The following is a 26602-nucleotide window of genomic DNA, read 5'->3' as shown; positions in this document are numbered from 1 at the left end:
TCATGCCTATCGGACCGGCACGCATGCCCCTGTTCGACCACCTCGGCGAGCTGCGCATGCGCCTCGTGCGCATCGTCGCCTGTCTGGCGGTGGCCGTCATCGTGTTCTACATGGCCACGCCCACCATGGGCCAGTTCCTGCTCATGCCCATCGCCGAGTACCTGCCGGTGAACCCGGCCACGGGCTTGGCATCGTTGCAGGCCATCGATCCCTTCGAGGCCTTCGCCGTGCGCTTCCAGATATCGGTCTGGGCCGGCATCGTGGCCACCTCGCCCGTCATTCTGTGGCAGCTGCTCGCCTTCTTCCTGCCGGCTCTGAAGCCGAGCGAGCGCAAGTGGTTCGTGCCCACCTTCGCTGCGGCGGTGTCGCTGTTCATGATCGGCACGGTGTTCTGCTACTGCATCATCCTGAACCCGGCGTTCCAGTGGCTCACCGACCAAGCCATGGGGCTGGGCTATGTGGCGCCGCGCATGAGCTCCTACATCGACATCATCATTAAGTTCGAGCTCGGCTTCGGCTTCGCCTTCGAGCTGCCGCTTATCGTGTTCTACTTGGTCATCTTCGATGTCATTCCCTACAAGAAGCTGCGTGGGAGCTGGCGGACGGTCTATGTGGTGCTCATGGTCATCTGCGCCGTGGTCACCCCCGATGCCTCGCCGGTGACCATGCTGCTCATGTTTGCCGCCATGATCGTGCTCTACGAGGGCAGCTTGCTCATCGCGCGGGTGGTGCTGGGCCGCCGCATCAAGGCCCAGAACGAAGCTCTGGCCGCCGAGGAAGACGAATAGCAAAGGGACTGTGACGCTGTCGGGCGGGGGAGACCCCGCCCTTTTTTGCATCGGGCCCGGGATGGGCCGGAAAGGGAATCTCATGCACGAGTTGGGACTGATGACCGGCGTCATGGACGCGGCGGTGGCGGCGGCCCGCGAGGCGGGGGCCGCGCGGCTGCTGTCCGTGAAGCTCTCCATCGGCGAGGCCAACGAGGCTGTGGAGGATGCCCTCTTCTTCGCCTTCGATGCCCTGGCCGCGGCCGACCCCTTCACCGAGGGCGCCGCCCTCGACCTGACTATGGTGCGCCCTCGCAGCATCTGCCTGGAGTGCGGCGAGGAGTTCGAGCACGATCTCTACAGTCGGTTCTGCCCCGCCTGCGACTCCTTCGCTACCGAACTGGTGGCCGGTCGCGAGCTCTCCATCGAGTCTATCGAGGTGGACTTGCCGGAATCCTAGGGCCTCGGCAATCCCATGGAAACAAAGCGCTGCCATAGTGCAAGACGGTGCTTTTGCTACGATGGGCGACGAAGGTCGCGGTTTGCGCCGTTTCCCTATGCAGCCGCCCGAGCCGGAAAGGAAGGTCCATGGAGCCTTTGGAGATGTACGATGCCTGCGCGGCCGCCCTCGGCGACTTCGTGCGCGGTGCCGGTTTTGCCGATGTGGTCATCGGGCTGTCGGGGGGCATGGACTCGTCCCTCGTGGCGGCCATGGCCGTCGATGCCCTGGGTGTCGGCTCCGTGCACGGGATCATGCTACCGGGGCCCTATTCCAGCGAATCTTCCCTCACCGACGCCCGCGCTCTGGCCGCCAACCTCGGCATCGCCACGGATACGGTGTCCATCTGCGAGCCCTTCGAGGCCTTCGAGATGGTTCTCGCCCGAGCCTGCGGGGGCGCGCTTGCGGGCTTGGCCGCCGAGAACACTCAAGCCCGCTGTCGCATGGTATGCCTCATGGCCCTCTCCAACGCCCATGGATGGCTGCTGCTGAACACGGGGAACAAGTCCGAGGCGGCCATGGGCTACTCCACCCTCTACGGCGACACGGCCGGGGCCTTCGCCCCCTTGGGCGGCGTCTATAAGACCGATGTGTTTGCCATGGCCCGGGCCCGCAATCGCCGAGCCGTGGAAGCCGGCGGAGTCGGCCCCATTCCCGTGAACGTGTTCGTGAAGCCGCCCTCGGCGGAGTTGTCGCCCGACCAGGAGGACGAGAAGTCCCTCGGCATCGACTACGCCACCCTGGACCGCATCCTCGTGGCCGCTGTGGAGCATGGGGAAGCTCCCGAGGCTATTGCGGCGGCCCTCGCAGCCGAGGGGCGCGAGGCCGAAGCGACCCGGCGCCTTGTGGACGACGTGCTCGCCCGCACGGCGGCCAATGCCTTCAAGCGGGCTTTGGAGCCCCCGTACCCCGCTGCTCCCTTCTACGAATAACGCCCTCGTAACTACCCCAACGGGAGTATGGCGCGTGGGGCCGCTCTCGTTTACCATGGTACTCATGGATGCGCTGCTGGGAAAGACCGAGAAACTCACCGCCACCGACTGGCTCATCGACGTGGTGGTGGCCCTCGGCGCCTTCGGCTTCGGTTGCCTTCAGTTCACTCTGGCGGTGAACTTGCTCATTCCCGACGAGTTCATGCGCCGGCTCATGGGCATCCAAGTCATGGTGCCCACGGCCTTCTCCCTGGGGGCCATCGCACTCACCACCGTGCCCCTTGTGGTTCGGCGCCGCTTGCCCTGGGTGGCGTTCGTCGGGTGCATCGTGGCCTGGGCGCTGCTCCAGTCCCAGCTCAACGGCATTGCCCTGTCGGTGGTGGGGCCGCTCGTGGCCCTGTTCACCCTGGCTGCCAGCCGCCCTCGGGGCGAGGCAATCGTGGCCTTCGCTCTGCTGGCCGTCCTGCTGTTCGTGGCACCGCCTCCGCCCGATCAGTCTCGCATCCTGACCCAGCTCACCCTCTTCCAGAACGGGGCTTTGGGGCTCGCCGCGGCCTTCGCGGGCTACGCCCTGCGCGAGCATCAGGAGCGTGCCCGGGCCATTGAGGAGCGGGCCGCCGCGGCCGAGCGCACCCGCGAGACCGAGGCGCGCCGCCGCCTCGAGGCCGAGCGGGTGTCCATCGCCCGGGAGGTCCACGACATCACGGCCCATTCCCTGTCGGCGGTGAGCATCCAGGCCGCCGCGGCCGAGCGGCTCGTGGAGCGCGATCCGGCGGCAGCTAAAGCGGCCATCGCCGAAGTGCGGTCCACGGCGAAGGAGGCCCTGGAGGAGATTCGCGCCATGATCGGCGTGCTGCGCAGCGGGGAGGGCCCGGCCGAGACCGCCCCCACCGAGGGCACCGACCGCATGGCCGATCTCGTGGGCTATCTGGAAGGGGCCGGCATCGAGACCTCTCTGGCCATGGAGGGCTACGATCGCGCTCGCGTGCCGGCCTATATTGACGTGGCCCTCTTCGGCATCGCCCGGGAGGCGGTCACCAACATCGTGCGCCACGCCGGCGCCACCCGGGCCGCCATCACCCTTGTGGCCGAGGAGAGCGCTGTGGCCCGGCTCGTGGTAGACGACGACGGCCGCGGACCCGGCCCGACGCCGGAGGGCGGCCATCATGGCCTGGTGGGCATGGCCGAGCGCGTTCGCCTGCTCCATGGCACCTTCGCCGCCGCCGAGAGCCCCTGGGGCGGCTTCCGCATCGCCGTGGCCGTTCCCCTCGCCCCGAAGGAGGAGACCCATGGCTGAGACCGATCCCATCCGCGTGCTTGTCGTGGACGACCAGGACCTCGTGCGCTCGGGGTTCAAGATGATCCTCTCCACCTACGAGGGCATCGAGATCGTCGGCGAGGCCAGAAACGGCGCCCAGGCCGTGGAAGAGGCCCAGCGTCTGCGGCCCGATGTGGTGCTCATGGATATTCGCATGCCGGAGATGAGCGGCATCGAGGCCTGCCGCGCTATCACGGCCAACCCGCTGCTGGCCAAAACCCGGGTGCTCGTGCTGACCACCTTCGATATCGACGAGTACGTCTACGACGCCCTGGGGGCCGGAGCGAGCGGCTTTCTGCTCAAGGATGCAGATCCCGACGACATTGCCGCTGCCATCCGCGTCGTGGCCGCCGGCGATGCCCTTATCCAGCCCTCGGTCATGCGCCGGCTTGTGGAGACTTTCGTGGCCGCCCGGCCTCGGGGCGGCTGGGGGAGCGCCGAGGCCGCCGACGGCCGCCGAGCGGCCCTGGGCAGCCTTACCGACCGCGAGCGCGAGATCCTCATGCTGGTGGCCCGCGGCCTGTCCAACGACGAGATCGCCGAGGAGCTGTTCATCTCGCCGGCCACGGTGAAGACCCACCTGGCCCGCATCATGGCGAAGACCGATGCCCACGATCGGGCCCAGCTCGTGGTGTTTGCCTACGAGACGGGGCTTGTTTCCCCAGCGGCACGGTAATCCCTGATAAAAACCGTAATTGTAGGAAAGTTGAGTGGAAAAAACTCAAGTTTTCCTTCCGTCACCCCTTGTTTTCTCCGGCGTTGCTGTTATGATGTCTTCCTGTTTAGCACTCGTAGTTGCGGAGTGCTAGCACTTAACCCGAGAGAGTGGTTAAATGAGAGGTTGTGCACCCGCACTACGCAAACCATTGAAAGGACGGCAAGCTATGAATTTGAAGCCTCTGGGCGACCGCGTCATCCTGAAGCAGGACGAGGCCGAGGTCACCACCGCGTCCGGTCTCTTCCTGGCCTCCGACGCCAAGGAGAAGCCGCAGACCGGTACCATCATCGCCGTGGGCGAGGGCAAGATGGACAAGGACGGCAAGCTGATCCCCATGCCCGTCAAGGTGGGCGACAAGGTCATCTACGGCAAGTTCGGCGGCACCGAGATCGCCCTGGACGGCGAGAATGTGCTCATTCTCCGCGCTGACGACATTTACGCTGTGGTTGAATAAATTTTTCAGCCACAGCCGACGGCTTTCCGTGGCGGCCGCCTCGCGCTTCAGAACCTGCGGTCTTTCGCACACAGCGCAAAGGCTGTCTGAGCTCAAGACCGCAGAACCTTCAGCACGATGCGACTCACCACGAAAAGCCTGCTGTTTCCCCTGTTGATTTTTGAGAAGATAAAAAACTCGAAAGGAACGCGAACCAATGGCTAAGGAAATCAAGTTCGATACCGACGCTCGCTCCGCTCTGGCCGCGGGCGTGTCCAAGCTGGCCGACGCCGTGAAGGTGACCCTCGGCCCCAAGGGCCGCTACGTCGCCCTGGAGAAGTCCTACGGCGCCCCGCTCATCACCAACGACGGCGTGACCGTGGCCAAGGAAGTGGAGCTGGAGAACCCCGTGGAGAACATGGGCGCCCAGCTGGTGCGCGAGGTGGCCGTGAAGACCAACGACGTGGCCGGCGACGGCACCACCACCGCCACCCTGCTCGCCGACGTCATCGTCTCCGAGGGTCTGAAGAACGTGACCGCTGGCGCCGACGCCCTCGGCATCCGCCGCGGCATCGAGAAGGCCACCGATGCCATCGTGGCCTCCATCAAGGGCTCTGCCACCCCGGTGTCCACCAAGGAGCAGATCGCCAACGTGGGCCGCATCTCCGCCGGCGACACCGCCATCGGCGACAAGATCGCCGAGGCCATGGACGCCGTGGGCAAGGACGGCGCCATCTCCGTCGAGGAGTCCCAGACCATCTTCGGCATCGACATGGAGATCGTCGAGGGCATGCAGTACGAGCGCGGCTACATCTCCCCCTACATGGCCACCGACATGGAGAAGATGGAGGCGGTGCTGAAGGATCCCTTCGTGCTGCTCACCGATATGAAGATCAACTCCATCCAGGACATGGTCCCGCTGCTGGAGGAGGTCATGCGCGCCGGCCGTCCGCTGTTCATCGTGGCCGAGGACGTGGAGGGCGAGGCTCTCTCCACCATCCTGCTGAACCGTCTGCGCGGCACCCTGTCCGTGGTGGCCATCAAGGCCCCCGGCTTCGGTGATCGCCGCAAGCGCATCCTGGAGGACATCGCCGTGGTTACCGGCGCCCAGGTCATCGACAAGGACTTTGGCATGACCATGGCCGATGCCACCATGGAGATGCTCGGCACCGCCAAGACCGTGAAGGTCACCAAGGACACCGCCCTTATCGTGGACGGCGCCGGCAAGAAGGAAGACATCCAGAACCGCATCCAGATCATCCGCGCCGAGCTGGAGCGCGTCGATTCCGACTTCGACCGCGAGAAGGCCCAGGAGCGCCTGGCGAAGCTGTCCGGCGGCGTGGCCGTGCTGAAGGTGGGCGCTGCCACCGAGTCCGAGCTGAAGGAGAAGAAGTCCCGCATCGAGGACGCCCTGCAGGCGACCCGCGCGGCTGTGGAGGAGGGCATCGTCGCCGGCGGCGGCGTGGCCCTGGTGGACGCCATCGACGCCCTGGATTCCGTGGTTGCCGGCGACAAGGACGAGGAAGTCGGCATCAACATCATCCGCAAGGCCATCGAGGCCCCTATGCGCGCCATCGCCCAGAACGCGGGCTTCGAGGGCTCCGTCGTGGTGGAGAAGGTCAAGAGCCTGCCGAAGGGCGAGGGCCTGAACTGCGCCAACGGCGAGTACGGCAACATGATCGAGATGGGCGTGAACGACCCGGTGAAGGTGACCCGCACCGCACTGCAGTCCGCGGCCTCCGTGGCGGCTCTCATCCTCATCACCGAGGCCACCATCAACGAGATCCCCAAGGAGGGCCCCGATCTGAGCGCTCTGGCCGGTGCCATGCAGGGCGGCGGCGGGATGTACTAAGCCGGAGGCCCCAAGCTCTCCGGTTGGGTAACCGCTCAACAAACTAACGCGCGGAAAGGCGGCCCGAAGGCCGCCTTTCTTCTACAATGGGCCCCATGGAAGAATTTGCGCACATAGCCGAACACGTGCTGGAGCATTCGGTCTCCGACACGCTGTACCTCATCCCGTTTCTGTTCGTGACCTACCTGGCCATGGAATGGCTCGAGCACAAGACGGGCGGCAAGACCCAGCGGGCCATCCAGCACGCCGGCGCCGCCGGCCCCATCGTGGGCGCGGTGCTGGGCGTAGTGCCCCAGTGCGGATTCTCGGCGGTGGGGGCCACGCTGTGGGCGGGGCGCGTTATCACCCTGGGCACCCTGTTCGCCATCTTCCTGTCCACCTCCGATGAGATGCTGCCCATCTTTCTCGCCGAGGCGGTGCCGGCCAACACCATCCTCTCCATCATGGGGGCGAAGGTGGTCATCGCCATGGTCATGGGCTTTATCGTGGACACGGTGCTGCGCCTCGCCCGGCGCGATAGGGAGCGCCTGCGCATTCACGAGCTGTGCGAGCGGGATCAGTGCGGGTGCAACGATGACTGCCATGCCTGCGAGCAGGCGCCCGAGCGCGCCTACGAGCACCACGATGATGTGGAGCATACCCACAGCCACGGCCACGGGTGGAAGGGCATCCTGCGATCCGCCACGAGGCACACCATTCAGGTGACGCTGTTCATCTTCATCATTACTGTGGTGCTTAACGCCGTACTGGAAGTGGTGGGGGAGGACGCTCTCGCCCAGTTCCTCGGCGACAACCCCGCCTTCTCGGTATTTGCCACGGCGCTCGTGGGCCTCATTCCCAACTGCGCCGCCAGCGTGATCATCGCGCAGCTGTACGTGGAAGGGGTGCTCGGCGCGGGCGCCATGCTCGCCGGCCTGCTCGTCAGCGCCGGCGTGGGCCTGCTCGTGCTCGTGCGCGCCAACCGCCACTGGAGGCAGAATCTCGCCATCATCGTCGCCCTCTACGTCATCGGCGTCTTCTGGGGCCTCATCTGCAACGCCCTGGGCGTGGTGTTCTAGCTCTCCGCGCTTGGGCGCTGCTTCCCTTTTTCGGAAACGGCTTTTCCGAACTGACAATTTGCCAAAAAAACTCCTTGCGCTGGCGGAGAGATCGTACTAATCTCGTAACGTTCATCCGCAAGGTCTTTTTTGGAAGAAGGCGATGGTCATGGCTGGCCGCATGGAAGTCATCGAGCGACTTCTCGCCGCCCATGAGGCGTGGTTCGATGTCGAGCGCGATCATCGCTTCGCAGGCCGCGCCTTTCCGGGCTATGCCGAGTTTCACTCATCAGCTTCTCAGTACGTGCTCGTGAAGCGAGCGAAGCTGTGGGAGGCTTCCAGTCACGAGTATCTGTTCTTCTGGCCGACGGCTCGCCTGACCGAGGCGGAATTGAACGACTTGCTGCACTTCATGGCCCGTGAGGCCCTAGCCAAAGTGCAGCTTGCCCCCGACCATATGTGTTCGTATCTTTCGCTGGTCGTGGTGGCTGATGGGGTGGACGAGGCCGTGCCGCGCCTCGTGCGCAGAGCCCGGTTTCGCAAGAGCTTCTCCTTCGGGCTGAAGGGCTGGGCCGACATGCGCGTGGCCGTCGTCGATCTGTCGGCGCGCCGCGTTTGGGCCAATACTCAGGGAAAGCCACTCGTGGAAACCTTGGCGGCGAACGCGTTTGCCGAAGGGGCTCCGTCGGCGGAGGACGGAAGAGGCACGGCCATGGCGGAGGCCGTGATCGATTCCGCATCGGTTGCGGAAGTGCCAGTGACAGAGGCGTCGGCCGTGAGGGTTTCGCCCGTGGTGAGATAAAGGGAAAGGAAAGGAAGGACAGGAATGAACGCACTGGTCATTCTCATCGTAGCCATCGTCGTGCTCGTCGCGGGCTACATCTTCTACGGCGGTTGGCTCGCCCGTCAGTGGGGTGTGAGGCCCGACCGCCCCACGCCGGCCCATGAGTTGGAGGACGGCAAGGACTATGTGCCTGCTCCGCCCTACGTGGTGCTCGGCCACCACTTCTCGTCCATCGCCGGCGCGGGCCCCATCAACGGCCCTATCCAGGCTGCCGTCTTCGGCTGGGTGCCCGTGCTTCTGTGGGTTCTCATCGGCGGCATCTTCTTCGGCGCCCTGCACGACTTCGGCGCGCTGTTCGCCTCTATCCGCCACAAGGGGCAAACGCTTGCCACGGTCATCGCCCACAACATCGATGACACGGCCAAGAAGTTGTTCTGCACCTTCGCCTATCTGACGCTCATTCTGGTGGTGGCCGCTTTCGCCTCCATCGTTGCGAGCACCTTCGCCGTCACGCCCGTGCCGCTCGATGATGCCGCCAAGGCCGCTGCCGCCGAGGCGGCCAATATGGCGAATATGCGCACGGCCATGATCTCGGTGCTGTTCATCGTGGTGGCCGTCATCTACGGTCTTGTCACTCGCGGTCGCAAGATTCCCGCGGCGGCTAACATCGCCTCGGCCATCGCCATTATCGTAGTCGTGGTGGAGCTTGGCTACAATCTGCCGGTCATCGCTCTGGACAACACCACGTGGATGCTCATTGTGGGCCTTTATATTCTGGTGGCCTCGGTGGCTCCGGTGTGGATTCTGCTGCAGCCGCGCGACTACCTGTCGAGTTATCTGCTCTACGGCATGATTGCCCTGGCCCTTGTCGGCATTATCGGCGCGGGCCTGACCGGCGACGCGGCATCGCTTGAGATCCCGGCGTTTACGGGCTTTGCGGCTGTTGCGGGCGAGAGCAAGGTGGCCGCCTCGGGCTTTTTGTTCCCGGCCCTGTTCATCACCATCGCCTGCGGCGCCATCTCCGGTTTCCATAGCCTGGTAGCCTCGGGCACCACCTCCAAGCAGCTCGATCGCGAGGCCGAGGCCCAGCCCATCGCCTACGGCGGCATGCTGCTGGAGTGCCTGGTGGCCGTTATCTCGCTGTGCGCGGTGGCCTTCGTGTTCGCCGGTTACATGGACGGCACCTATGCCTCGCCGACCCAGGTGTTCGCTGCGGGCCTCTCCCAGATGCTCGCCTGCGTGCCCGGGCTGGCCGGGGTGGAATCCATCGCCTATGCGCTTCTGGTGCTGGCTGTATCGGTGTTCTGTCTCACCTCGCTCGATACCGCCACGCGCCTGGGCCGCTATATGTTCCAAGAGTTGTTCACCCCGCACGGTATGGAGATGGGCGAGCTCGCCGGCTGGCGCAAGGTGCTCACGAACCCGTGGGTGGCCACCATTATCACGGTCGTCTTCGGCGTGGGGTTGGGACTGACCGGCTATCAGCTCGTCTGGCCGCTGTTCGGTGCCGCCAACCAGCTTCTGGCCGCCCTCGGTCTTCTGGCCGTGTGCGCGTGGCTCGGCAACGCGGGCCGCAACAACAAGATGTTCTACCTGCCCATGGCCTTCATGATGGTGGTGACGCTGTGCTCGTTGGCCCTGACCGTGTGGGGCAAGATCGGCCTCATCGCCGCGGGCACGGTGGATGCGGCCACGGTGCTGCAGCTCGTCATCGGGCTTCTGCTCATGGTGTTCGCCGTCATCTTGGCGGTAAAGGGGGCGCGCACCATCTTCGGGAAGAAGCAGGCCGCTTAAGAAGCGGTTCGAGTGCGGGCCGCTCATCGGGTGCGATCTGCCCCTTAAGTGCAGGGGGCTCCCCGCGGGTGCGGGTCGCTCCGGCATGGTGCCGGGTGGCTGCCTCGCGCAACGTTTTCGGGGCGTCGTTGGAGGCATCTCCAGCGGCGCCCTGCTCTTTGTGGGGTGAATTCCAACGGCCGTGCGCCATGGGAGGCGCTATAGTGTTCCCAGGCGAAAACACGAGACGAGAGGAGGCGCCTGTGAGCGCACTGTCCGCCGGCATGACCCGCGACGAGGCCGCCGCACTTCTGGCCGCCCACAACAAGGATCCCTTCCATATCGAGCACGGCGAGACCGTGGAGCAGACCATGCGCTACTTTGCCCGCGAGTACGATCCGGAGAACGAGGATTTCTGGGGCATCGTGGGGCTGTTGCACGATCTGGACTGGGAGGAGCACGACGACGAGCCCGAGAAGCACACCCTGTACGCCGCGCCGCTCATCGAGGCCGCCGGCGGCACGCCGGAGCTTATCCGCGCCATTCAGTCCCACACCTCCGACTTCAACCCCGAGCTGCCCAAGCCCGAGCTGCAAATGGAGAAGATCCTTTTCGCCACCGAGGAGCTTACGGGCCTCATCGGCGCGGCCGTTGTCATGCGGCCGAGTAAGTCGGTCATGGACTTCAACGTGAAGTCACTCAAGAAGAAGTACAAGGACAAGCGCTTCGCCGCCGGCGTGAGCCGCGAGGTCATCGCGAGCGGCGCGGAAATGCTCGGCTGGGAGTTGGACGAGCTGTTCGCCCGCACCATCGAGGCCATGCAGTCCTTCGCCCCCGACCGCGATACCTTCGTGGCAGCCGGGTAGGGAGCAGCCTAAAAGCGACGGAGCCCCGGTGCGATGACGCGCCAGGGCTCCGATCTATAAGAAAGCGGCGGTCGGCGAGGGAGGGAGGCACCGGCCGCCTGCATTTCCCCGCTTAGGAGAGGTCGCCGGCCATGTGGCGCACGGCGTGGCGGCTGAAAGTGATGGTGCGGCCGCAGGCGCAGCCCACAATGTACTCGGGGTAGTTGTTGGCGAACACCGAGCCGGAGCAGTCGCCGGCGGCGTAGAGGCCCTCGATCACATGGCCCTGCTCGTTGAGCACCTGCATGTCGGGGTTGATGCGCAGGCCGTCCACCGTGGTCAGGATGGAGCCGCCGTACCAGATGCCGTAGAAGGGCGCTTGGCGCAGCTCGGACAGGCGGTAGGCCTCCTTGCCGAAATCGGTGTCCTTCTGGGCGTCGAAGAAGCCGTTGTACTTGTCCACCTCGGTGAGAAAGGCCTCCTTGGCCTCATCGGCAAAGCCGAGCTTGTCGGCCAGCTCGTCAAGGGTATCGGCCTTCACCATGGTGCCCTTCTCCAGCTGGTCGGCATAAATCTCGTCGAGCGAGGTGTTAGCCTCAGCTGCGAGAAGCTGCTGGGTCTGGCGCGAGCAGCCGATGGTGTTGAAGCGCTTCACGTCCTCCTTCAAGTTGGAATCGAACACCTGGCAGAACACGCCGCCCTCGTTGGCCGCAGCGGCGAAGCAGCAGAAGTCGTAGGGAGTGGATTCGTTCACGAAGCGCTTGCCGTCGCGCGCCACCTTCATGAGCGGCTGGCTGCCCAGGTTGAACTGCTTGTCGGTGCCGATGAAGGTGGCGGGCTCGCCCGGGTCGCTCACGATGCCGGCGTTCTCGCCGGGGAGCACGGCGCCGCGGTCGAAGATCATGGGCGCGCCGATGGCATCCTTCTGGGCGCCGATGTGCATGGCGGCCTTGATGCCGTCGCCGGTGTTGTTCGGCGAGCCGTACTGCAGGGTGACGCAGCGTTCCACCATGGGGTTGCAGGCGCGCAGCATATCGGCGTTGGAAACGTAGCCGCCCGTGGTCAGCAGCACGCCCTTCGCGGCATTGATCTGCACGTAGCCGTCGGGGGTCTCGAAGATGGCGCCCGCCACCTTGCCGGTGTCGTCTTGCACGAGCTTGGCCAGGCTGTGGTTGTAGGTGACGTCGTAACCGCGCTCGTTGATGTAGGCGAGCAGCACCTTGTTGCGCTCCAGCTTCTCACCGGCCGCGTCGGTGCCCGAATAATAGTGCTCCATGGGGAAGATGTTGTAGTCGGTGCCGCCGGTGGCGTGGTCGACGTTGTTATCGAAGGCGCAGGTCATGCCCGCAGCCGTGAGAATGGGATCGAGCCAGTCGGTCACCTCGGCGGATTCATCGATCCACACGCGCACGACGCGCTGGTCGGCCTGGTTGGAAGCGTAGCGGGTGAACTCGTTGAGCAGCTTGGCCTTGTCGACCTCGGCACCGGCGGCCTTGGTATAGGCGGTGTTGATGGCGCCGAACCAGTGGCGGGTGCGCTGGATGGAGCCGGTCTTCTCGCACAGGGTGAAGTCGAGTCCCAGATCGGCCGCCGTGGCCGCGGCGGCCATGCCGCCGTTGCCGGCGCCGACGATGAGCAGCTCGGTGTCGCGGATTTCGACGATGTCGCCCTCGGCGATCTCGGGGGCGGCGCCGAGCCAGTCGGTGCCAGTGGCAGCCAGGGCCTCGCCCTCTGCAGCTGCGTCGGCAGCCGTCGGAGAGCCGGCGGTTGTCTGGGGCGCGCAGCCGGCCAGGCCCAGGGCCGCGAGTGCGCCGGCGGCGGTGGCGCCGGTGAGGAAGCTGCGACGGGAAACGTTCGTGCTCAGAGATTTCATGGGTCCCTCCTTGGGTTCAGGATGCCCGCGGGGCTTGAGTCCCGGCGTCGGCCCTCTCCCGTGGGGCCGGTGCATCGATTGGTTGCATCATGCTCCGCGAGCCGCCGCTTGTCTTCGCCACGGGAGGACCATTTTGCCGCTGGATTTCGCGGGAAAGCCTCTCACCCCGCTGGTACCAGATCGGGCATTTCTCCTTGTCAAGAAGGGGTGAAATGGGATACGCTTGCCCCCGGTGCCAGACAACGGGGAGGAAGGGGCGCCTTGCATTCCACGACAACGGTTCGCGGCGCCTGGTTGCGCTGCCTGGTGGCCCTGACGGCCGAGGTGTTCGGCACCTGGCTTACCAACGTGTACCTGTACCCCCACTTCATCGGCTTGGCCCCCGAGGCGCGCGATATATCCTCGGCGGTGGGCGTGGCCACGCTGACCGTGCTCGCCGTATGGGCGCTGAATCGCCCGTCCTCCATCAAAGAGGGGCCGATGACCCTGACATCTCTGGCTCTCTACTCCTTGGGCTACATGCTCATCCTGATCGGCCTGTGGCAGTGCAATCCGCTCATGCTCATAGCGGGCTCGTGCCTGCGGTCGGTCGGGTCCCGCTGGATCGTGGTGCTCGCGGGTATTTCCCTGTGCACGCTGGGGCGGCGCTCGTGTATGCTGTGCATCGCCTCGGCGTTCGGCCTCAGCTATCTTCTGCGCATCCCGTTCTCCTTCATGGGGGCCGATGTGGCCGTGGCGGTGCTGGTGTCCATCATGTTCGTGATGTACGCCGTCTGCCGTCCCCTCGCGCTTGAAATGCTCGCCGTCATGGGCGGCGCGGCGCCCGCCCGGGAGACGTCTATCACCCAGCCCGCCTCTTATCTGCCCTTCGCCCACGGGCTGTTCGTGGCCATCTTCGTTTTCCGGATCGCCTACGGCTTTGCGCTCACCTTCGAGACGGTGGACGGGGCGCCCCAGACCACGATGCTCGGCGTTATCCCCCTAGGTCTTCTGCTCGTCTTGGCCCTGCTGCCGCGCCAGCCCAAGGCCGACATCCTCTACGAGGCGGCCGCCCTGCTCGTAACAGCGGGATTCCTCTCCATCATCGTGCTCAACGGGCGTGTGGACGTGGCCCATGCGGCGCTGGTGAACGGTCTTTTGTTCGCGGGTAGCGAGTGCTTTGAGGTGCTCATGTGGTTCGCGCTCGCCTCCATCGGCGCGCGCAACAAGGTGAATGCCTTGGCCGTGTTCGCGTGGGGGCGCGCCGCCTCGTCTTTCGGGCTTCTGTGCGGCGCGACCTTCGGGCATTGGACGGGGGCCTTGGAGGGGAGTCTCGCCATCTCCACCCTCGTGGCGGTGGTGTTGTTTGGCTTTCTGGCGGCGAATTTCACGGCGCTTAAGGGGTTCAGCTTCCAAGACACCATCGACGGGGTGGAGGCTGTAGCGCCGCTGCGCGTGGGTACGGGGTCGCCCAGTGGCACAGGCAAGGTCGATGGCGGCCTTGTGGGAATGGCCACCGCAGGCTTCGAAGCGCCGTCGCGCTCGTCGGTCGCCTTGGAACCTGTGGTCGATGCGCTGGAAGGCCGGTGCGCCGAGACGTCGACGTCCTTCGGCCTCACGCCGCGCGAGAGTGAGATTCTTTCGCTTCTGGCCCACGGGCGCAACGCCGCCTACATCCAGGAGAAGTTGGTGCTGTCGCGCAACACGGTGAAGACCCACGTGCAGAACATCTACGCGAAGCTGGGGGTGCACTCCCAGCAGGAGCTCATCGATGTGGTGGAAGCGGCGGGAGAGTAGGGGGCTTTTCGGCGCCTCCTGCCGTTGCGGGCTCGCTGTCTACAGGGGGGCAGGTGTGAGGGAAGCGGCTGGCGCCGGTCTTTTCAACAACTTTGCAAAGAATCCGTGGGGGCCCGGGGGCGGGGCTACAATGCTTGGTGAGCTTGATAGCCGTTCTGGCAGATTTGCCGACAGAAAGGATGCCCCATGTGGTGCAAGAAGATACTGGTGGCCTATGACGGAAGCGCGCCGTCGCACCGCGCCTTGGAGGTGATGGGCGAGATAGCCGCCCAGAACCCTGCGGTGGAAGTGGTGCTGGTGCATGTCATGCGGCTGTTCTCGTCAGGTTCGGCGGCGGCCGGCATGGACACGGTGATGGCGGACGACGCCATGGCTGTGCGCGCCGAGCTTCAGGCCATCGCCGAGGCCATGGCGAACCCCGCGGAGGTGAAGATTCTCAAGGGCACCTCGCCGGCCGATCTCATTGTGAACTGCGCTCGGGACGAGGGCTGCGACCTCATCATCATGGGCAGCCGCGGCCAGGGCGGTGTGAAGGGCTTCCTCGGCTCGGTCAGCTACGCGGTCACCAAGGAATCGCCCATGACCGTGCTCATCGCGAAAGAAGGCGATTGCCGCTAATGGCTTCTCCCGCCTCCGCGACCCCCGCGGCCGCAACCTCCGCCGCTCCGTCGGATCTTCGCTCCGCCCGCTCCGCCGCCCGCGCCAAGGCGGCGCCCCCGTCTGCTGCGCCCTGCGCCAAGCCTGAGCCCCAACCCCTGTGGACCCGCAACTTCATCGCGGGCACCTGCTTGAACTTCTTCATCGCGGGCAACTACTTCATGCTCATGGTGGTCATGACCGCCTACGCGCTCGCGGTGTACCAGGCTCCGGCCGCCGTGGCCGCCTTCTGCGCCAGCGCCTTCATCGTGGGCACGCTGTTCTCGCGCTTTGCCGCCGCGCCGATGATGGAGCATTTCGGGCGCATGCCTCTGCTTGTGGTCGGCTGCATCGCGGAGGTGGCCCTCACAGCGCTCTACCTGCTGAACGAGCCGGTGGGCGCTCTTATCGGGGTGCGCTTGGCCCACGGGTTCGCCTACGGCGTGTGCTCCACCACCGTCGCCACGGTCATTACGAGCGTGGTGCCCCCCGAGCGCAAGGGCGAGGGCATCGGCTACTTCATGCTGTCCATCACCCTGGGCAGCGCCATCGGTCCCTTCGCCGGTATTTTCCTGGCGAACAACTTCGGCTACCCGGTGGTGTTCGCGGTGGCGAGCGTGCTCGTGGCCCTCTCCATTCCCGCGGCGCTGCTCCTGCGCCCGGCGTCTTCCACGAAGGTGCGGGGGAATGCTGCATCGGCGGTGGCCGAGATGGACGCGGCCGACGACGCGGCGGCTGGTGCCCTGGCAGCCGCCCCTCTGGAAGAGGCACGCGAGAGGGCCGCTTCCGCCGCCGACGAGGTCCGGGTTGCCGACGCTCGAGTTGCCGATACGTCTGCGGCGGAAGCTCTCGCGGCGCCCGCCCAGGACGCGGTAGCGGGCGCCGTCTGCCCGGTTTGTGCCGGCACCGACGACGATTGCCCGGCCTGCTGCCGCGTGCCTTCCACCCATCTGGAAGAGGTGGTCACTGCGAAGGTGGAGCATTCGCCGCTCGCGCGCTTCGTGGAGGCCGGCGTGCTGCCCATTGCCGTGGTGTGCGGCCTTCTGTTCTTCGGCTATTCCAGCTTGCTCACGTTCCTCACGCCCTACGCCACCGAGATCGGCCTGGACCGGGCGGCTAGCGTGTTCTTCGTGGTGTACGCCCTGGCCATGTTCGCCACGCGCCCCTTCACCGGCCGCGCCTTCGACCGCGTGGGGCCCCACCCCGTCATGGTGCCGGCCTTTGTATCCTTTGTCCTGGGCATGGTCGTGCTCGCCTTCGCCGCCAACGACGGGATGATGCTCGGCGCGGCGGCTCTGCTCGGCTTCGGCGTAGGCACCGTGCAGTCGTGCGGGCTGGCCATGGCCGTGCGCGTGACGAGCGACGCGCGTCTGTCGGTGGCCAACGCCACCTTCTACATGCTGCTCGACGTGGGGGTGGGCGTGGGTCCCATTCTGCTGGGCGTGGTGGCCCCGCTCATCGGCTACGGAAACCTGTACCTGGCCATGGCCGTAGTGGGGGCTGCGGCCATGGCGTTGTTCCTCGTCGTCGCGAAAACCGAGAAGGGAGCCCGGTAGGGCTTGAATTCCCATCTCGCACGACCTGGGAATGCTTTCATTGTTGAAAGGGGGAAGAAAGTGGCTGGGGTACTAGGATTCGAACCTAGGTAGCTGGTACCAAAAACCAGAGTCCTGCCGTTGGACGATACCCCAGTGCCAAAACGATGCGCGAGCGCCGGATGACTGCCGGTGCGAAACGCGGTGCGGCGAAAAGGTGGTGGGCCCTGCGGGGATCGAACCCGCGACCTTGGGATTAAAAGTCCCCTGCTCTACCGACTGAGCTAAAGGCCCGTCGCTTCACGCAAGCGTATAGTCTACCCTTCAGGCCCTTTGCGGTCAATGGTGTTCCCCGGCGTTCGGGCCAGATGGCACTTAATCGATTTCCTCCCGCATATTGCGAAATCGTGGCGAAGGGGCGGATGAGGAGCCTTGAGATGGGGCGCACCTGCTAAACTTAATGGCGAACATCAAGAAAAGCGGGGCCGGTGGCCGCCGCTTGGGGCGCTCGGCGGCGCCCGTCACACATCCGGGGAGGCAACTATGCTGCATGCCCATCACGAATCGGTTCGTCCGCATCTTCTGGAGGGTGGCTTCGGCCTGGAGAAGGAATCCCTGCGCATCGATGGCGGCGGCTTTCTGGCCCACACACCGGCCGACTTCGCCGACGATGTGCACATCGTGCGCGACTTCTCCGAGAACCAGGTGGAGGTGAACACCCCGGTGTGTCCCACGCCGGCGGCGGCCATCGCCTCGCTGGAGCACTACAACGCCGTCGTGCAGCGGGCCGTCGCGAACCTGCCGGAACGGGAGCTTTTGTGGCCGTTCTCGAACCCGCCCTATATCCTGGGGGAGAAGGACATCCCCATCGCCCAGTACTACGGCGACGACGCCGACAAGACCGCCTACCGCGAGTACCTCTCCGATCGTTACGGCCGCTACAAGATGGCGTTTTCCGGCATTCACCTGAACTATTCCTTCGCCGAGAGCCTCCTGCGGGCCGATTTCGCCCTCACCGGTGGCGAGGACTTCGATGCCTACCGCGACGATTTGTACATGCGCCTGGCCGAGAACTGCGTCACCTGGGGCTGGATCCTCACGGCCGTCATGGCCGCGAGCCCCGTCATGGATTCCTCTTACGTGGAGAAGGGCAAGATCGGCGGCGATCTGTTCCAGGGCCTGGCCACGGTGCGCTGCTCGGAGCTGGGCTATTGGAACTTCTTCGCGCCCGTGCTGGACTATGCCAGCGCGTCGGCCTATGCCGATTCCATCCAGGCCTACATCGACGAGGGCATGATCCGCTATCCCTCCGAGCTGTACTATCCCATCCGCTTGAAGGGCTTTGGCCCCTACAGCCTCGCGGGCCTGAAGGAGGGCATCAGCCATATCGAGCTGCGCATGGTGGATCTGAACCCCCTGGTGCGCGCCGGCATCGACGAGCGGGATGTGCTGTTCAGCCAGTTGTTCTTGGTGTGGGCCGCCTCAGTGGAGGGCCCGCGCCTCACCCCCAAAGACCAGGTGCAGGCCGTGCAGAACTTCAAGAACGCCGCCCACTACGACTTGAAGACCGTGAAGATCGTCATGCCCGACGGCAGCGCGTACTCGGTGGTGAAGGCCGCCAAGCGGCTGATCGATGCCATGGAGGAGTTCTACGCCGGTTTCGGGGACGAGGTGGCTGCCTGCCTGGCCTTTCAGCGCCGCAAGTTCGATGAGCCCGAGACCCGCTACGCCTGGAAGATCCGCGAGGTGTTCGGCCAGGGTTTCGTCGCCCGCGGCCTCCAACTCGCCCGCCAGCGCCAGAAGGAGTACCTGGGGGAGTAGGGAAGGGCCGCCCGCGCCAGCCTTTGGTGTTCCTGCTCGGTGGGTTGACATTGCGGTTTTCGGGTCAGAGTCGCATTGCCGAGAGGGTGCGCCTCGCAGCGTTCCCATGATATACTCTTTGCATGCTGACGGTCGAACACATAACAGAGGCCTTGAGGGATGCAGTTGCACCCTATGATGTTCGTGCGGTATACCTGTTCGGCTCTTTTGCCCGGGGCGAGGAGGGGCCTCAAAGCGATGTCGATGTGAGGCTCGAGTGCGGTCCGGAAATCAACTACGGTGACCTGCTCGATATCCAGGAATCTTTGGAGGCTCGCTTGGGCCGCGCCGTCGAGATTGTGACCAATCCGCTTGAATTTATGCGTCCGGCTTTCCGGAAGCGCATGCAGCGAGACGAGGTGCTGCTCTATGAGGCAGCTTGAGCGCGACCTCGATCTCATCAGCGTTATCCTGGAAGATACGAGAACGCTCGCAAGCCGTATCGAGCGCTTTTCCCTTGACCAAGAGAAGTTCGTGAACGATCGCTCGGAAGATGGCGAGCTGGCCTACGACGCCGCGATGAGTCCCGTCTACCGCATCGCAGAGGACGTCGTCCATCTGTCAGAAGAGGTGGTAGGCGCCTTCCCTGACTACCCGTGGCGGCAGATCAAGGGCTTTCGGAACTTTGTGGCCCACGGTTATCGCGAAGTTGACCGGGCTATCGCATGGCATGTCGCGAGCACCGATATTCCCCACCTCGCCCAGCTTCTTCGGCGATACTGGGATGATAATGCCCCGCTGCTTCTTCAGGAAAGAGTGTAAGGTCGGAATTTCGTCGATGGATGGTGCTCCTATGTTATTCTGAGTCGAGAGAGGTCAATGGTGATCGAGGCGCTCTGGTGCGATGCGGCCCAATAATATACTTGTCATATTGACGAAGAGGTGTAGAGAGCAAACTGGTGGAGGGTCAGTGACATATGACGCGCATGGGTACTGCGGGGAAGGCGGCCATCGGCACGGCATGGGTTTTCTGGTTTGCGGCGCTCACCGCGACACCCTTCTTTCTTGCAGAACCCTATAGGGGCCCTGTTCTCACAGGGTTTTACGGTTGGGTCGCTCTCGGCTTGTTGATCGGTTGTTTGCTTGGCGCAGCCTGGAGTTCTGCTGCAACCACTGTTTTGCATGATAGGGTCAAAAAATTCTTGGCGACTCGCTTCTGGGTAAAAGCAGCCATAGCTGCTCTTTTCGCGGTCGGATGGCTGCTGGCCATTGCAATCAGTGCGGCCGAACTGGCTAGTCTTCCCGTTGCGCTCGAATGCGATCCCGAAATCATATACGACGCGATGCCTCTTCACCCCCATGCAGGGGAGGCATGCTTTCTCCCTTTTCCGGTAAACCTCGTTTTCGATACGCCTTGGCGTCTCCTCGTGGAGGAGTACGGCAAAATCTGCCTGCTTGTCTCAGCGCTTCTTTGCGCGTTGGTTCCTTGCGTGATCGGGCTCCAGAAGCCTGGTGCGAATCAACAGTTGAAGAAGAACGACTTTGCGGGAGCCTCAATTCTGTCTCCGATGGTGTTTGCGCTAGCCTGCACGGCGGGGTTCTCGAAGGCGCCTCTGGAATTTTCCGCGTTCCATCGAGAAGCACGTGTCCCTTCTCTTGCTCAGGTATTTGATGGTGAGATGCTCTGGTCTCAATTTGGTCTTTCCCCGGCTGTCATGCTTCCGGGAATTGCCGCACTTCTGTTAGCTGCGATGTGGTGCTTTGGATTGACGAAACGCCTGCGCGGGGACCACGGCGGCGCGGCTTGCGATGGGGCCAAGAGGGAAATATCTCTTTTTCCTCGATGGGATAAGACCTGCCGCGTGCTCGCCGTGTATGCGTTCGGAGCCATAGCATGGAATTTTCTCAGTAGGTCAATACTTGTGTACGACAAGATGCCTCACTGGGGCTGGTTCCTTCTTTCCGGCCTGTATGTCATTGCTGTTTTGGGCCTGGTTGCCGAGGGTTTTGATGCTCGGTGTGAGTCACAGCGCCTTTGTGATGAGGGGGAAAAGATCTCGGTTGGCGACGCTTCAGCGAAGGGTGGGAACGGGCCATCATTGTTGGAAGCCGTTTCGGGAATCGAGTTGCACGATGTTTTCGGCGGGGATAAGGCCAAGACTCTCACCGAACGCGAGCAACAGGCTCTGGGTCTTATGCTTGCAGGTTCTACGTCGGCCCAATCGGCAGTTGCAATGGGCGTTGGGGCGTCAACAGTGCGAGCTTATTTGCAACGTGCGTATCGCAAGCTCGAATTGGGCAATGGTGATGAGGCTTCAAGTGTTTACCAGAGCTATCGCGAAATGCGGTTGCGTTCGAAGGCGCAGACGCAGGGAGACGACGAGGCGGTTACAGTGAAGATGTCGAACCGCCCATGTGCAGCACTAAATATAGCGGGCATCTTGGTCCTGATAGCGGCAGCATGGGTACTTGTTCCTGCTGGTGCATTCGACGACACGGTTGTGGCTGCGGGGGCCCCTCTCGTGTTTGGCTTGGGAACGGGGTTTATGCTTTTCGGGATCGCGGAGTGGTGTGGTGTGAAGCCTGCGGTTCAAGAGGGTGCCACACGGGCCCTGATTGTCCTTGCGATAGCGTTGTGGGTTGTCCTCGTGTTTTTGAGGTTATCGCTGGTTGTAGAGGTATCGCACACGCTAGTGGAGGGAGCGACGTTTGTTGCTTCTCTCTGCATCGCTTTCGCGGTCGCGGAGGCGGTAAAAGGAAGTGCTGAAAGCAAAGACGACAGGAATGATGGTGATTATCGGCTGGCCGCATCGCTGGAAGTGTCAGTTTGGCTTATGGTGACGGTGCTGTTTATCGGTCTCTTCGTCCAAATGGCATGGGCCGACCTCGATCGACCGATGGCTGCGACGTTACTCACCGCATCGTGGACGATTTTCTTGGCCTTGATGCTTACGGGGCGCCTTGTGGGCATGCCGCGAGTGTTTGCCGTGGCGTTGTTGGCAATGGGGATTCTCGTAACTGCGGCGGGGCAGGGGTCTTTGATAATGCCGGTTCTGACGTTTCTTACGCTGGGATTGCTCGTTGTCGTGGCGCCTCTTCTACCGTCTCGTCTCGGGCCGGTGTCGGTTGCACTGGGCGTCGGCTTGACCTTTGGCCGCATCGCGACAAATTTCTGCAATGATCTTATGGATTACTACACGTGGGTTTTCGATAATCTTGACCCGAGCGACGTGCTGTTTCCCATGATTGGGTTTGCGGCGGCTATGGTGCTGCTTGTGGTGGTTGCTTACGGGCAGGTGAAGCTTTACCGCGAGACGAAAAGCGAATACGATTTGCGGCAAACCGCAAGGCTCTTTGGGCGTCCCGAATTGATCCGCGCGGAAGCCTATCTGGTGGCCAAAGGGTTTTCTCCTACCGAAGTATCGGTAGGACTCGGAATTCTTCAAGGATATTCGGCGACGCAGATTTCCGAAGGGGCGTATCTGTCGCGGGGCACTGTTAACAATGCTTGCTTAATGCTGTATCGAAGATTGGGCGCGAACTCAAGAGCTCAATTTGCCAATGCCATCAAAGATGCCCTCGATCTGGGCGGCGGAGCACGGGTTTTGCATTGACGGCATCTGTCATCAGGTATTTCATAAGCTCTGATGACATACAGTTCCGCTTCTCCCCAGTACCATTCTAGCCGCCGGACTCTTGGGAGAAAGGAAAGAAGAATGAAACCATCCGTCAAACTTGCCTCCTGTTTTATCGCTCTCGCTATTATGACTCCATCTGGTGTTGCCTTTGCCGACGTAGGCGGAGAGAGGGTGGATGGAGGCTCAACTTCAGATGATTCCACCATCCAGCCCCACGCTAACACTACCAACAGGAAATTCTACTTTACGTTCAGCAAAAGTGGAGCAACGAGCAATGGTGGCGAGTCTCGCCGAAAAGACAATACCGCGCCAGTTTATATACGTGCTGCTGTGAAGAAATGTGATCGCTGTCGAGTTTATGTCGATAGATGGACGGGGAGCAAATGGGAGAACGTGGTTGAAAAATCGAGGGCGACTCTCAAGTACGCAAATAAGGATTGCAGCATTAGGGTTCTCAGCAAGGCTCAAGGATACAAAGTGCGTCTGACTGGTTGGGCGGATTCAACCAAGGGAGACGTCTCAGGAGTGTGGAGTCCCGACAGCACGCGCACCTATGCGGTTATCAATGGCGACTGATATGGTGCATGTGCGTTTATGCGGATCTGAGCTAGTTGTGCTGGTGGTGGTAGCGATTCTCGTTGCCGTCATCGGAGTGATTGGATTCTCGTTTGGAGTAAATGGCGCCGATGGGCCATCTACTCTTTCCTCCGAATATGCTATGGGCGAATGGGTTGATCTTGACAATCAAGGAATCGCAGAAGAAGCGGGAAAAGGGAGCGCAGACAGGAGAAGCTACGGATTGGATTACCGCCCTCTTGGCGAATGGGATGGCACGCTGCGCTTTCGTGTAGATGAGGTGACGTTGTTTGATTCTCCGGAAGCAGCGGGAATTCCCGTTGATGACATTCAACTCCCCAGTTATCTCCCGACATGGAAGCAGGACGGGCATTCTCTTTGTCTGCTGACCTATACCGTTGAAAACGTTGATGCTTCTTCGGTTCCAGGCTCCACAAAATCCGGAAGACAGGGTTTTCGCACCTCCTTTCTTGAATCGTTGGAAGGCATTGAGGCTTTTGACCAAATTTATTTTGACGGCATGATAGAAGATGGCTCTCTGGAGGATGGCGACGGGAATGTCTTTCGGCTCAAACCAGGGGAAACAAGGACTTTTCATTCAGGTATTGTCGTGGCCGGTGATGGCGTTCCCTTTGCCTTGCGGATCGGCGACCCAAATTGCGGAATCAGGGTAGCGCTTGAGTGCGAAGATAAAAGGAGTCATTCGTGAAACGATTGCTGAAGACGGAATTGCGCAAGGCTATTGCGAATCCTTACTTCATCGTTGCCTTGGGAATAGGCTTGCTCCTCTGTTGCGCCGAGGCCGGAGAGGTGATGGGGCGAGATTCGTTTTTCCAGTATCTTGACGAGATGGCGGCTGGCGAAAACGATGTTTTCATCTCACCTGCGTCCTACAGCTGCTTTATTTTTTGGATGTCGGTAGGAGGTGACACCGTTTGGTGCTTCATGTTCTATCGGATTGCTCCTTTATTGGCCATCGTGCCTTTTGGGTGGTCCCTTGCATCGGAGCGCCGTATTGGATATGTAGACCAGGTGTACACGCGTACGAAGCGAGTGCGCTACCTCGCGGCGAAGGCCCTTGCGGCCTTCGCCGTCGGGGGTACAGTGGTCGTCGTGCCGCAACTGGTGAACCTCGCTCTCGTGGCGACGACCGCTCCAGCCGTTGTGCCAGAGGTTTTCGATGTTATTACGACGGGAATCTATCACGACAATCTGTGGGCATCTTGGTTTTACGAGGCTCCCGGAATCTATGTAGCGGCCTATTGCGTGCTTGACTTTGTTCTCTGCGGCACGTGGGCTTCCTTTGTGGTGCTTTTGGGCTGCCTCACCGTCAATCGAGTGGCTGTGTTGACGATCCCCTACGTGGCTATCTATGGACTGCAGTTCCTCAACGAGCGCATTTTCCTTGCGCTCGGCGGCATCAGGGGCTTCCAGCTAAGTCTGTTCGAGAACCTTCGCGCTTACACCACCCAGTACGTGCAGAACGGCTGGATCATCGCCGGCGAAGTTCTGCTGCTGGCAGGTGCGTGCCTGTTGTTGATGCGGGTAGGATGTCGGAGGGATGAGCAGTGAGGTGCTTGCGATGCCTTGCCATGGACGTTCTTGCGACGCTGCGCTCTACGGGAATGTGGCTCACGGCATGCGCCTTTTGCTGCGTCCTCATGCTCATTGCCCTGCGTCTCGAGGTCGGAATGGCGCTTGCCGGTGTAGATGACGGAATGACCTTCGACGTTGCCTTTACGCTCGGCGACTATCTGCTCGGCTACTTCGCGGGCTGTGTGCCTTTCACGGACGGTGATGATCGCGCCTTCGCACCTCCCGTCGGGTGGTTCGTGTTCTTCCTGCTGCTGGTGGTCGGGCTTGCGCGTTACCCACGGGAAAGCCTGTGCGGTTTTGGGCAGCAGGTCCTCATTGCCTGCGGGAACCGCTGGGCTTGGTGGTGGGCGAAATGCGTTTGGGTGGCAGGATCAGTGCTGCTGTTTTGCACAACGGCGCTGCTGGTCGCCCTGCTGTTTTCGTTGATTGCTGGCTCGGGACTATCGTGGTCGGTCTCGCCCGATATGCTCTACCTTATTGATTTTCCCTGGCAGGAGCTGAAGGGAGCGCCCTATGATGCCCTCCCCTTCATGGGTACGGTTGCGGTAGTCGCCATATCCCTCGGGTTGTTTCAGCTGTGTCTGTCCTTTCTTTTCGATGCGGTAGCGGGGGTCGGCGCCTCTGCCGGTTTGCTGGTCGCGTCTGCTTTCGGCGTGGGGCCGATCGGATTTTGCTCCTTCTCTATGGCGGCGCGCTGTGGCGCATTTGTCGCGGATGGCTGGCTGCTTGCCGAGGCTCTAGCGGTGTGCGGAATCATAGCGCTTGCATCGATGCTTGTTGGCGGTATTGAATTCAATCGAAGGCGTTGTTTTGGAAGCGAGGATTCCCTATGAGTATAGAAGTAACGCATGTGACGAAACGCATTCGAGGGGTGACGATTCTCGACGATGTGTCACTCAGCGTCTCGAATGGTGCTATCGTCGCAATCGCCGGGCCTAACGGGTCGGGTAAGACCATGCTTATGCGTCTCATCGCGGGTCTCATCACCCCCGATGAGGGGTCGATTGTCGTGGATGGTGCGACTGTCGGCATCGATCGAGCGTTTCCCGAGAGCATGGGGATTCTTATCGAATCCCCGCAGTTCCTGAGCGCCTATACGGGTCGCACGAACTTGCACTTCCTCGCTTCTATTCGCGATAAGGTGGGTGGGGAGGCTATTGATAAGGTTCTGGAAGAGGTTGGATTGCGGAAAGACGATAAGCGTCCTTTTCGAAAATACTCTCTGGGAATGAAGCAGCGGCTCGGCCTTGCTGCGGCTGTTATGGAGTCGCCGTCCGTATTGCTTTTGGACGAGCCGAGTAATGCTCTGGATAGGGATGGAGTGCGCATGCTGCGACGGCTCATATTGAAAGAGCGTGAGCGAGGGGCTGCTGTATTGTGGGCATGTCATGACCGAGAGCTGATGGAATCGCTATCTGATGAGGTGTACTATCTGGCTGAAGGGCGCATCGACGGTCATGAGGTATTTGCGGGGAGAGGTCTCTCATGAATGTTCGGAGCCGTGTTGTGCTAGGTGTATGCGGAATAGTTCTGACTGCATCGCTTACGCTGTGGGCTGTCGCGGTGTATCATGTGAACGCCCTTGTTCCTGAAGTGCCGTCGAAAGTGCTTGAAACGGGAGAACAGGCGGACTTGGGAGTCAATTACTTCGATTCAGCTTACGACCTCGCACCTGGATACAAGCTTGCCGTTGAAAAGGCTCGGATTATGACGGCGAGGGACTATTTGATTGGAGCTGGGGTATCGTCTTCCGATATCGAGGGGGCGGAGATGGCGGAATCGCCGAGGGCCGACGTGCTTGTCGTGACGCTTGTCGTCGCCAACGAGGGCGCCGCGCCAGCAGAAGACGGAACGTCGGAAGTGGGCGTATCTCTTTCTCGCTATACGATTGTGGGCGCGGATAAGAGCAAAGACTATCAACTTGATGAGGAGCTCCTGGGTCTCGCCTATCCCGAACTGGCTGGTGATACCGCGTTTGCGCTCAAGCCGGGGTCAATGTACGAAATGGATGTTCCTTTCTTTCTGTCCGGATCTCCGGCCTATCTTGAAGCCTATGATCGCCGGCATCGCGATCCTATCGAGGGGGATGAGTTTGCCATGCTTGTTGCGAACAGTCCAGAGCGCACCCTTTTTAAGTTTGCGGCTGAGCGATAATGGATAATGTCGTGAGAGGGAGGCTGCAGGTTCCGCCTCCCTTGCATCGCTTCTGCGGCT

General features: G+C 62.3%; 25 protein-coding genes and 2 tRNA genes. 24 read left to right on the top strand and 3 right to left on the bottom strand.

Annotation, left to right across the window (positions count from 1 at the left end; all coding sequences use genetic code 11):
* Window positions 1–2: 2 nt before the first annotated feature.
* The 11 genes from tatC (at window position 3) to ACTOXK_RS01155 (ending at window position 10979) form a co-directional block, all read left to right on the top strand.
* Complete coding sequence (gene tatC, locus ACTOXK_RS01205; protein ID WP_482277145.1) at window positions 3–788, top strand: twin-arginine translocase subunit TatC; 786 nt, start codon at window positions 3–5, stop codon at window positions 786–788.
* A gap of 82 nt (window positions 789–870) precedes the next feature.
* Complete coding sequence (locus ACTOXK_RS01200) at window positions 871–1227, top strand: hydrogenase maturation nickel metallochaperone HypA/HybF (protein ID WP_482277144.1); 357 nt, start codon at window positions 871–873, stop codon at window positions 1225–1227.
* A gap of 128 nt (window positions 1228–1355) precedes the next feature.
* Window positions 1356–2198 carry an NAD(+) synthase gene (gene nadE / locus ACTOXK_RS01195; RefSeq protein WP_482277143.1) on the top strand — a complete coding sequence of 281 codons (843 nt, stop codon included), beginning with the start codon at window positions 1356–1358 and terminating at the stop codon, window positions 2196–2198.
* A gap of 64 nt (window positions 2199–2262) precedes the next feature.
* On the top strand, window positions 2263–3495 hold the full coding sequence (locus ACTOXK_RS01190) for a sensor histidine kinase (protein ID WP_482279213.1): 1233 nt from the start codon (window positions 2263–2265) through the stop codon (window positions 3493–3495).
* Window positions 3488–4192, top strand: a complete 705-nt coding sequence (locus ACTOXK_RS01185) for a response regulator transcription factor (RefSeq protein ID WP_482277141.1) — start codon at window positions 3488–3490, stop codon at window positions 4190–4192. Before ACTOXK_RS01190 ends, ACTOXK_RS01185 begins: the two co-directional genes overlap by 8 nt.
* A gap of 208 nt (window positions 4193–4400) precedes the next feature.
* Entirely contained in the window at window positions 4401–4688 is a 288-nt protein-coding gene (locus ACTOXK_RS01180; protein ID WP_016309324.1) for a co-chaperone GroES, read from the top strand.
* Window positions 4689–4884: 196 nt separating this feature from the next.
* Complete coding sequence (groL, locus tag ACTOXK_RS01175) at window positions 4885–6519, top strand: chaperonin GroEL (protein WP_482277140.1); 1635 nt, start codon at window positions 4885–4887, stop codon at window positions 6517–6519.
* A gap of 95 nt (window positions 6520–6614) precedes the next feature.
* The gene (locus ACTOXK_RS01170) at window positions 6615–7577 is read left to right on the top strand and encodes a putative manganese transporter (RefSeq protein ID WP_482277139.1); all 963 of its coding nucleotides are present in this window, start codon (window positions 6615–6617) and stop codon (window positions 7575–7577) included.
* Between the two features lie 148 nt (window positions 7578–7725).
* Window positions 7726–8358 (top strand): DUF8052 family protein, encoded by a 633-nt coding sequence (locus ACTOXK_RS01165; RefSeq protein ID WP_482279828.1) that lies wholly within the window; start codon window positions 7726–7728, stop codon window positions 8356–8358.
* Window positions 8359–8382: 24 nt separating this feature from the next.
* Window positions 8383–10134: a carbon starvation CstA family protein gene (locus ACTOXK_RS01160; protein ID WP_482277137.1), complete on the top strand. Its 1752-nt coding sequence runs from the start codon at window positions 8383–8385 to the stop codon at window positions 10132–10134.
* 242 nt (window positions 10135–10376) lie between these two features.
* The gene (locus tag ACTOXK_RS01155; RefSeq protein WP_482277136.1) at window positions 10377–10979 is read left to right on the top strand and encodes an HD family phosphohydrolase; all 603 of its coding nucleotides are present in this window, start codon (window positions 10377–10379) and stop codon (window positions 10977–10979) included.
* Window positions 10980–11091: 112 nt separating this feature from the next.
* Here ACTOXK_RS01155 and ACTOXK_RS01150 read toward each other — a convergent pair whose 3' ends face one another.
* Complete coding sequence (locus tag ACTOXK_RS01150; protein WP_482277135.1) at window positions 11092–12831, bottom strand: FAD-binding protein; 1740 nt, start codon at window positions 12829–12831, stop codon at window positions 11092–11094.
* A gap of 261 nt (window positions 12832–13092) precedes the next feature.
* Between ACTOXK_RS01150 and ACTOXK_RS01145 the strand changes: the two genes are divergently transcribed.
* From ACTOXK_RS01145 to ACTOXK_RS01135, 3 genes are all read left to right on the top strand, one after another.
* Complete coding sequence (locus ACTOXK_RS01145) at window positions 13093–14607, top strand: helix-turn-helix transcriptional regulator (protein WP_482277134.1); 1515 nt, start codon at window positions 13093–13095, stop codon at window positions 14605–14607.
* A gap of 186 nt (window positions 14608–14793) precedes the next feature.
* Window positions 14794–15225, top strand: a complete 432-nt coding sequence (locus ACTOXK_RS01140) for a universal stress protein (RefSeq protein ID WP_482277133.1) — start codon at window positions 14794–14796, stop codon at window positions 15223–15225.
* The gene (locus ACTOXK_RS01135) at window positions 15225–16799 is read left to right on the top strand and encodes an MFS transporter (protein ID WP_482277132.1); all 1575 of its coding nucleotides are present in this window, start codon (window positions 15225–15227) and stop codon (window positions 16797–16799) included. Before ACTOXK_RS01140 ends, ACTOXK_RS01135 begins: the two co-directional genes overlap by 1 nt.
* A gap of 61 nt (window positions 16800–16860) precedes the next feature.
* Here the strand turns inward: ACTOXK_RS01135 and ACTOXK_RS01130 are convergent.
* Together ACTOXK_RS01130 and ACTOXK_RS01125 are read right to left on the bottom strand one after the other, a co-directional pair.
* Window positions 16861–16934: transfer RNA gene (locus ACTOXK_RS01130), tRNA-Gln, on the bottom strand.
* A 62-nt stretch (window positions 16935–16996) separates the two neighbouring features.
* Window positions 16997–17072 (bottom strand) — tRNA-Lys (locus ACTOXK_RS01125).
* Between the two features lie 249 nt (window positions 17073–17321).
* Here ACTOXK_RS01125 and ACTOXK_RS01120 point away from each other — a divergent pair.
* From ACTOXK_RS01120 to ACTOXK_RS01075, 10 genes are all read left to right on the top strand, one after another.
* Entirely contained in the window at window positions 17322–18599 is a 1278-nt protein-coding gene (locus ACTOXK_RS01120) for a hypothetical protein (protein ID WP_482277131.1), read from the top strand.
* Window positions 18600–18721: 122 nt separating this feature from the next.
* Complete coding sequence (locus tag ACTOXK_RS01115; RefSeq protein ID WP_482277130.1) at window positions 18722–19021, top strand: nucleotidyltransferase family protein; 300 nt, start codon at window positions 18722–18724, stop codon at window positions 19019–19021.
* Entirely contained in the window at window positions 19008–19400 is a 393-nt protein-coding gene (locus tag ACTOXK_RS01110; protein ID WP_482277129.1) for a HepT-like ribonuclease domain-containing protein, read from the top strand. The genes ACTOXK_RS01115 and ACTOXK_RS01110 overlap by 14 nt, the downstream gene beginning before the upstream one ends.
* Before the next feature lie 155 nt (window positions 19401–19555).
* The gene (locus ACTOXK_RS01105) at window positions 19556–22192 is read left to right on the top strand and encodes a LuxR C-terminal-related transcriptional regulator (RefSeq protein ID WP_482277128.1); all 2637 of its coding nucleotides are present in this window, start codon (window positions 19556–19558) and stop codon (window positions 22190–22192) included.
* Between the two features lie 102 nt (window positions 22193–22294).
* Window positions 22295–22792: a DUF2712 domain-containing protein gene (locus ACTOXK_RS01100; RefSeq protein ID WP_482277127.1), complete on the top strand. Its 498-nt coding sequence runs from the start codon at window positions 22295–22297 to the stop codon at window positions 22790–22792.
* A gap of 1 nt (window position 22793) precedes the next feature.
* Complete coding sequence (locus ACTOXK_RS01095) at window positions 22794–23501, top strand: hypothetical protein (protein WP_482279309.1); 708 nt, start codon at window positions 22794–22796, stop codon at window positions 23499–23501.
* Window positions 23498–24364, top strand: coding sequence for a hypothetical protein (locus ACTOXK_RS01090; protein ID WP_482277125.1), 867 nt, complete (start codon window positions 23498–23500; stop codon window positions 24362–24364). Before ACTOXK_RS01095 ends, ACTOXK_RS01090 begins: the two co-directional genes overlap by 4 nt.
* Window positions 24365–24384: 20 nt before the next feature.
* Window positions 24385–25221: a hypothetical protein gene (locus ACTOXK_RS01085; protein ID WP_482277124.1), complete on the top strand. Its 837-nt coding sequence runs from the start codon at window positions 24385–24387 to the stop codon at window positions 25219–25221.
* Complete coding sequence (locus ACTOXK_RS01080; protein WP_482277123.1) at window positions 25218–25877, top strand: ABC transporter ATP-binding protein; 660 nt, start codon at window positions 25218–25220, stop codon at window positions 25875–25877. The genes ACTOXK_RS01085 and ACTOXK_RS01080 overlap by 4 nt, the downstream gene beginning before the upstream one ends.
* An 83-nt stretch (window positions 25878–25960) precedes the next feature.
* On the top strand, window positions 25961–26542 hold the full coding sequence (locus ACTOXK_RS01075; RefSeq protein ID WP_482279310.1) for a DUF5028 domain-containing protein: 582 nt from the start codon (window positions 25961–25963) through the stop codon (window positions 26540–26542).
* Window positions 26543–26602: the final 60 nt, after the last annotated feature.

It is taken from the genome of Adlercreutzia sp., from assembly GCF_056795635.1.
Note: the sequence above shows the minus strand (reverse complement) of the source record. Positions and strands in the feature narration are given on the sequence as shown.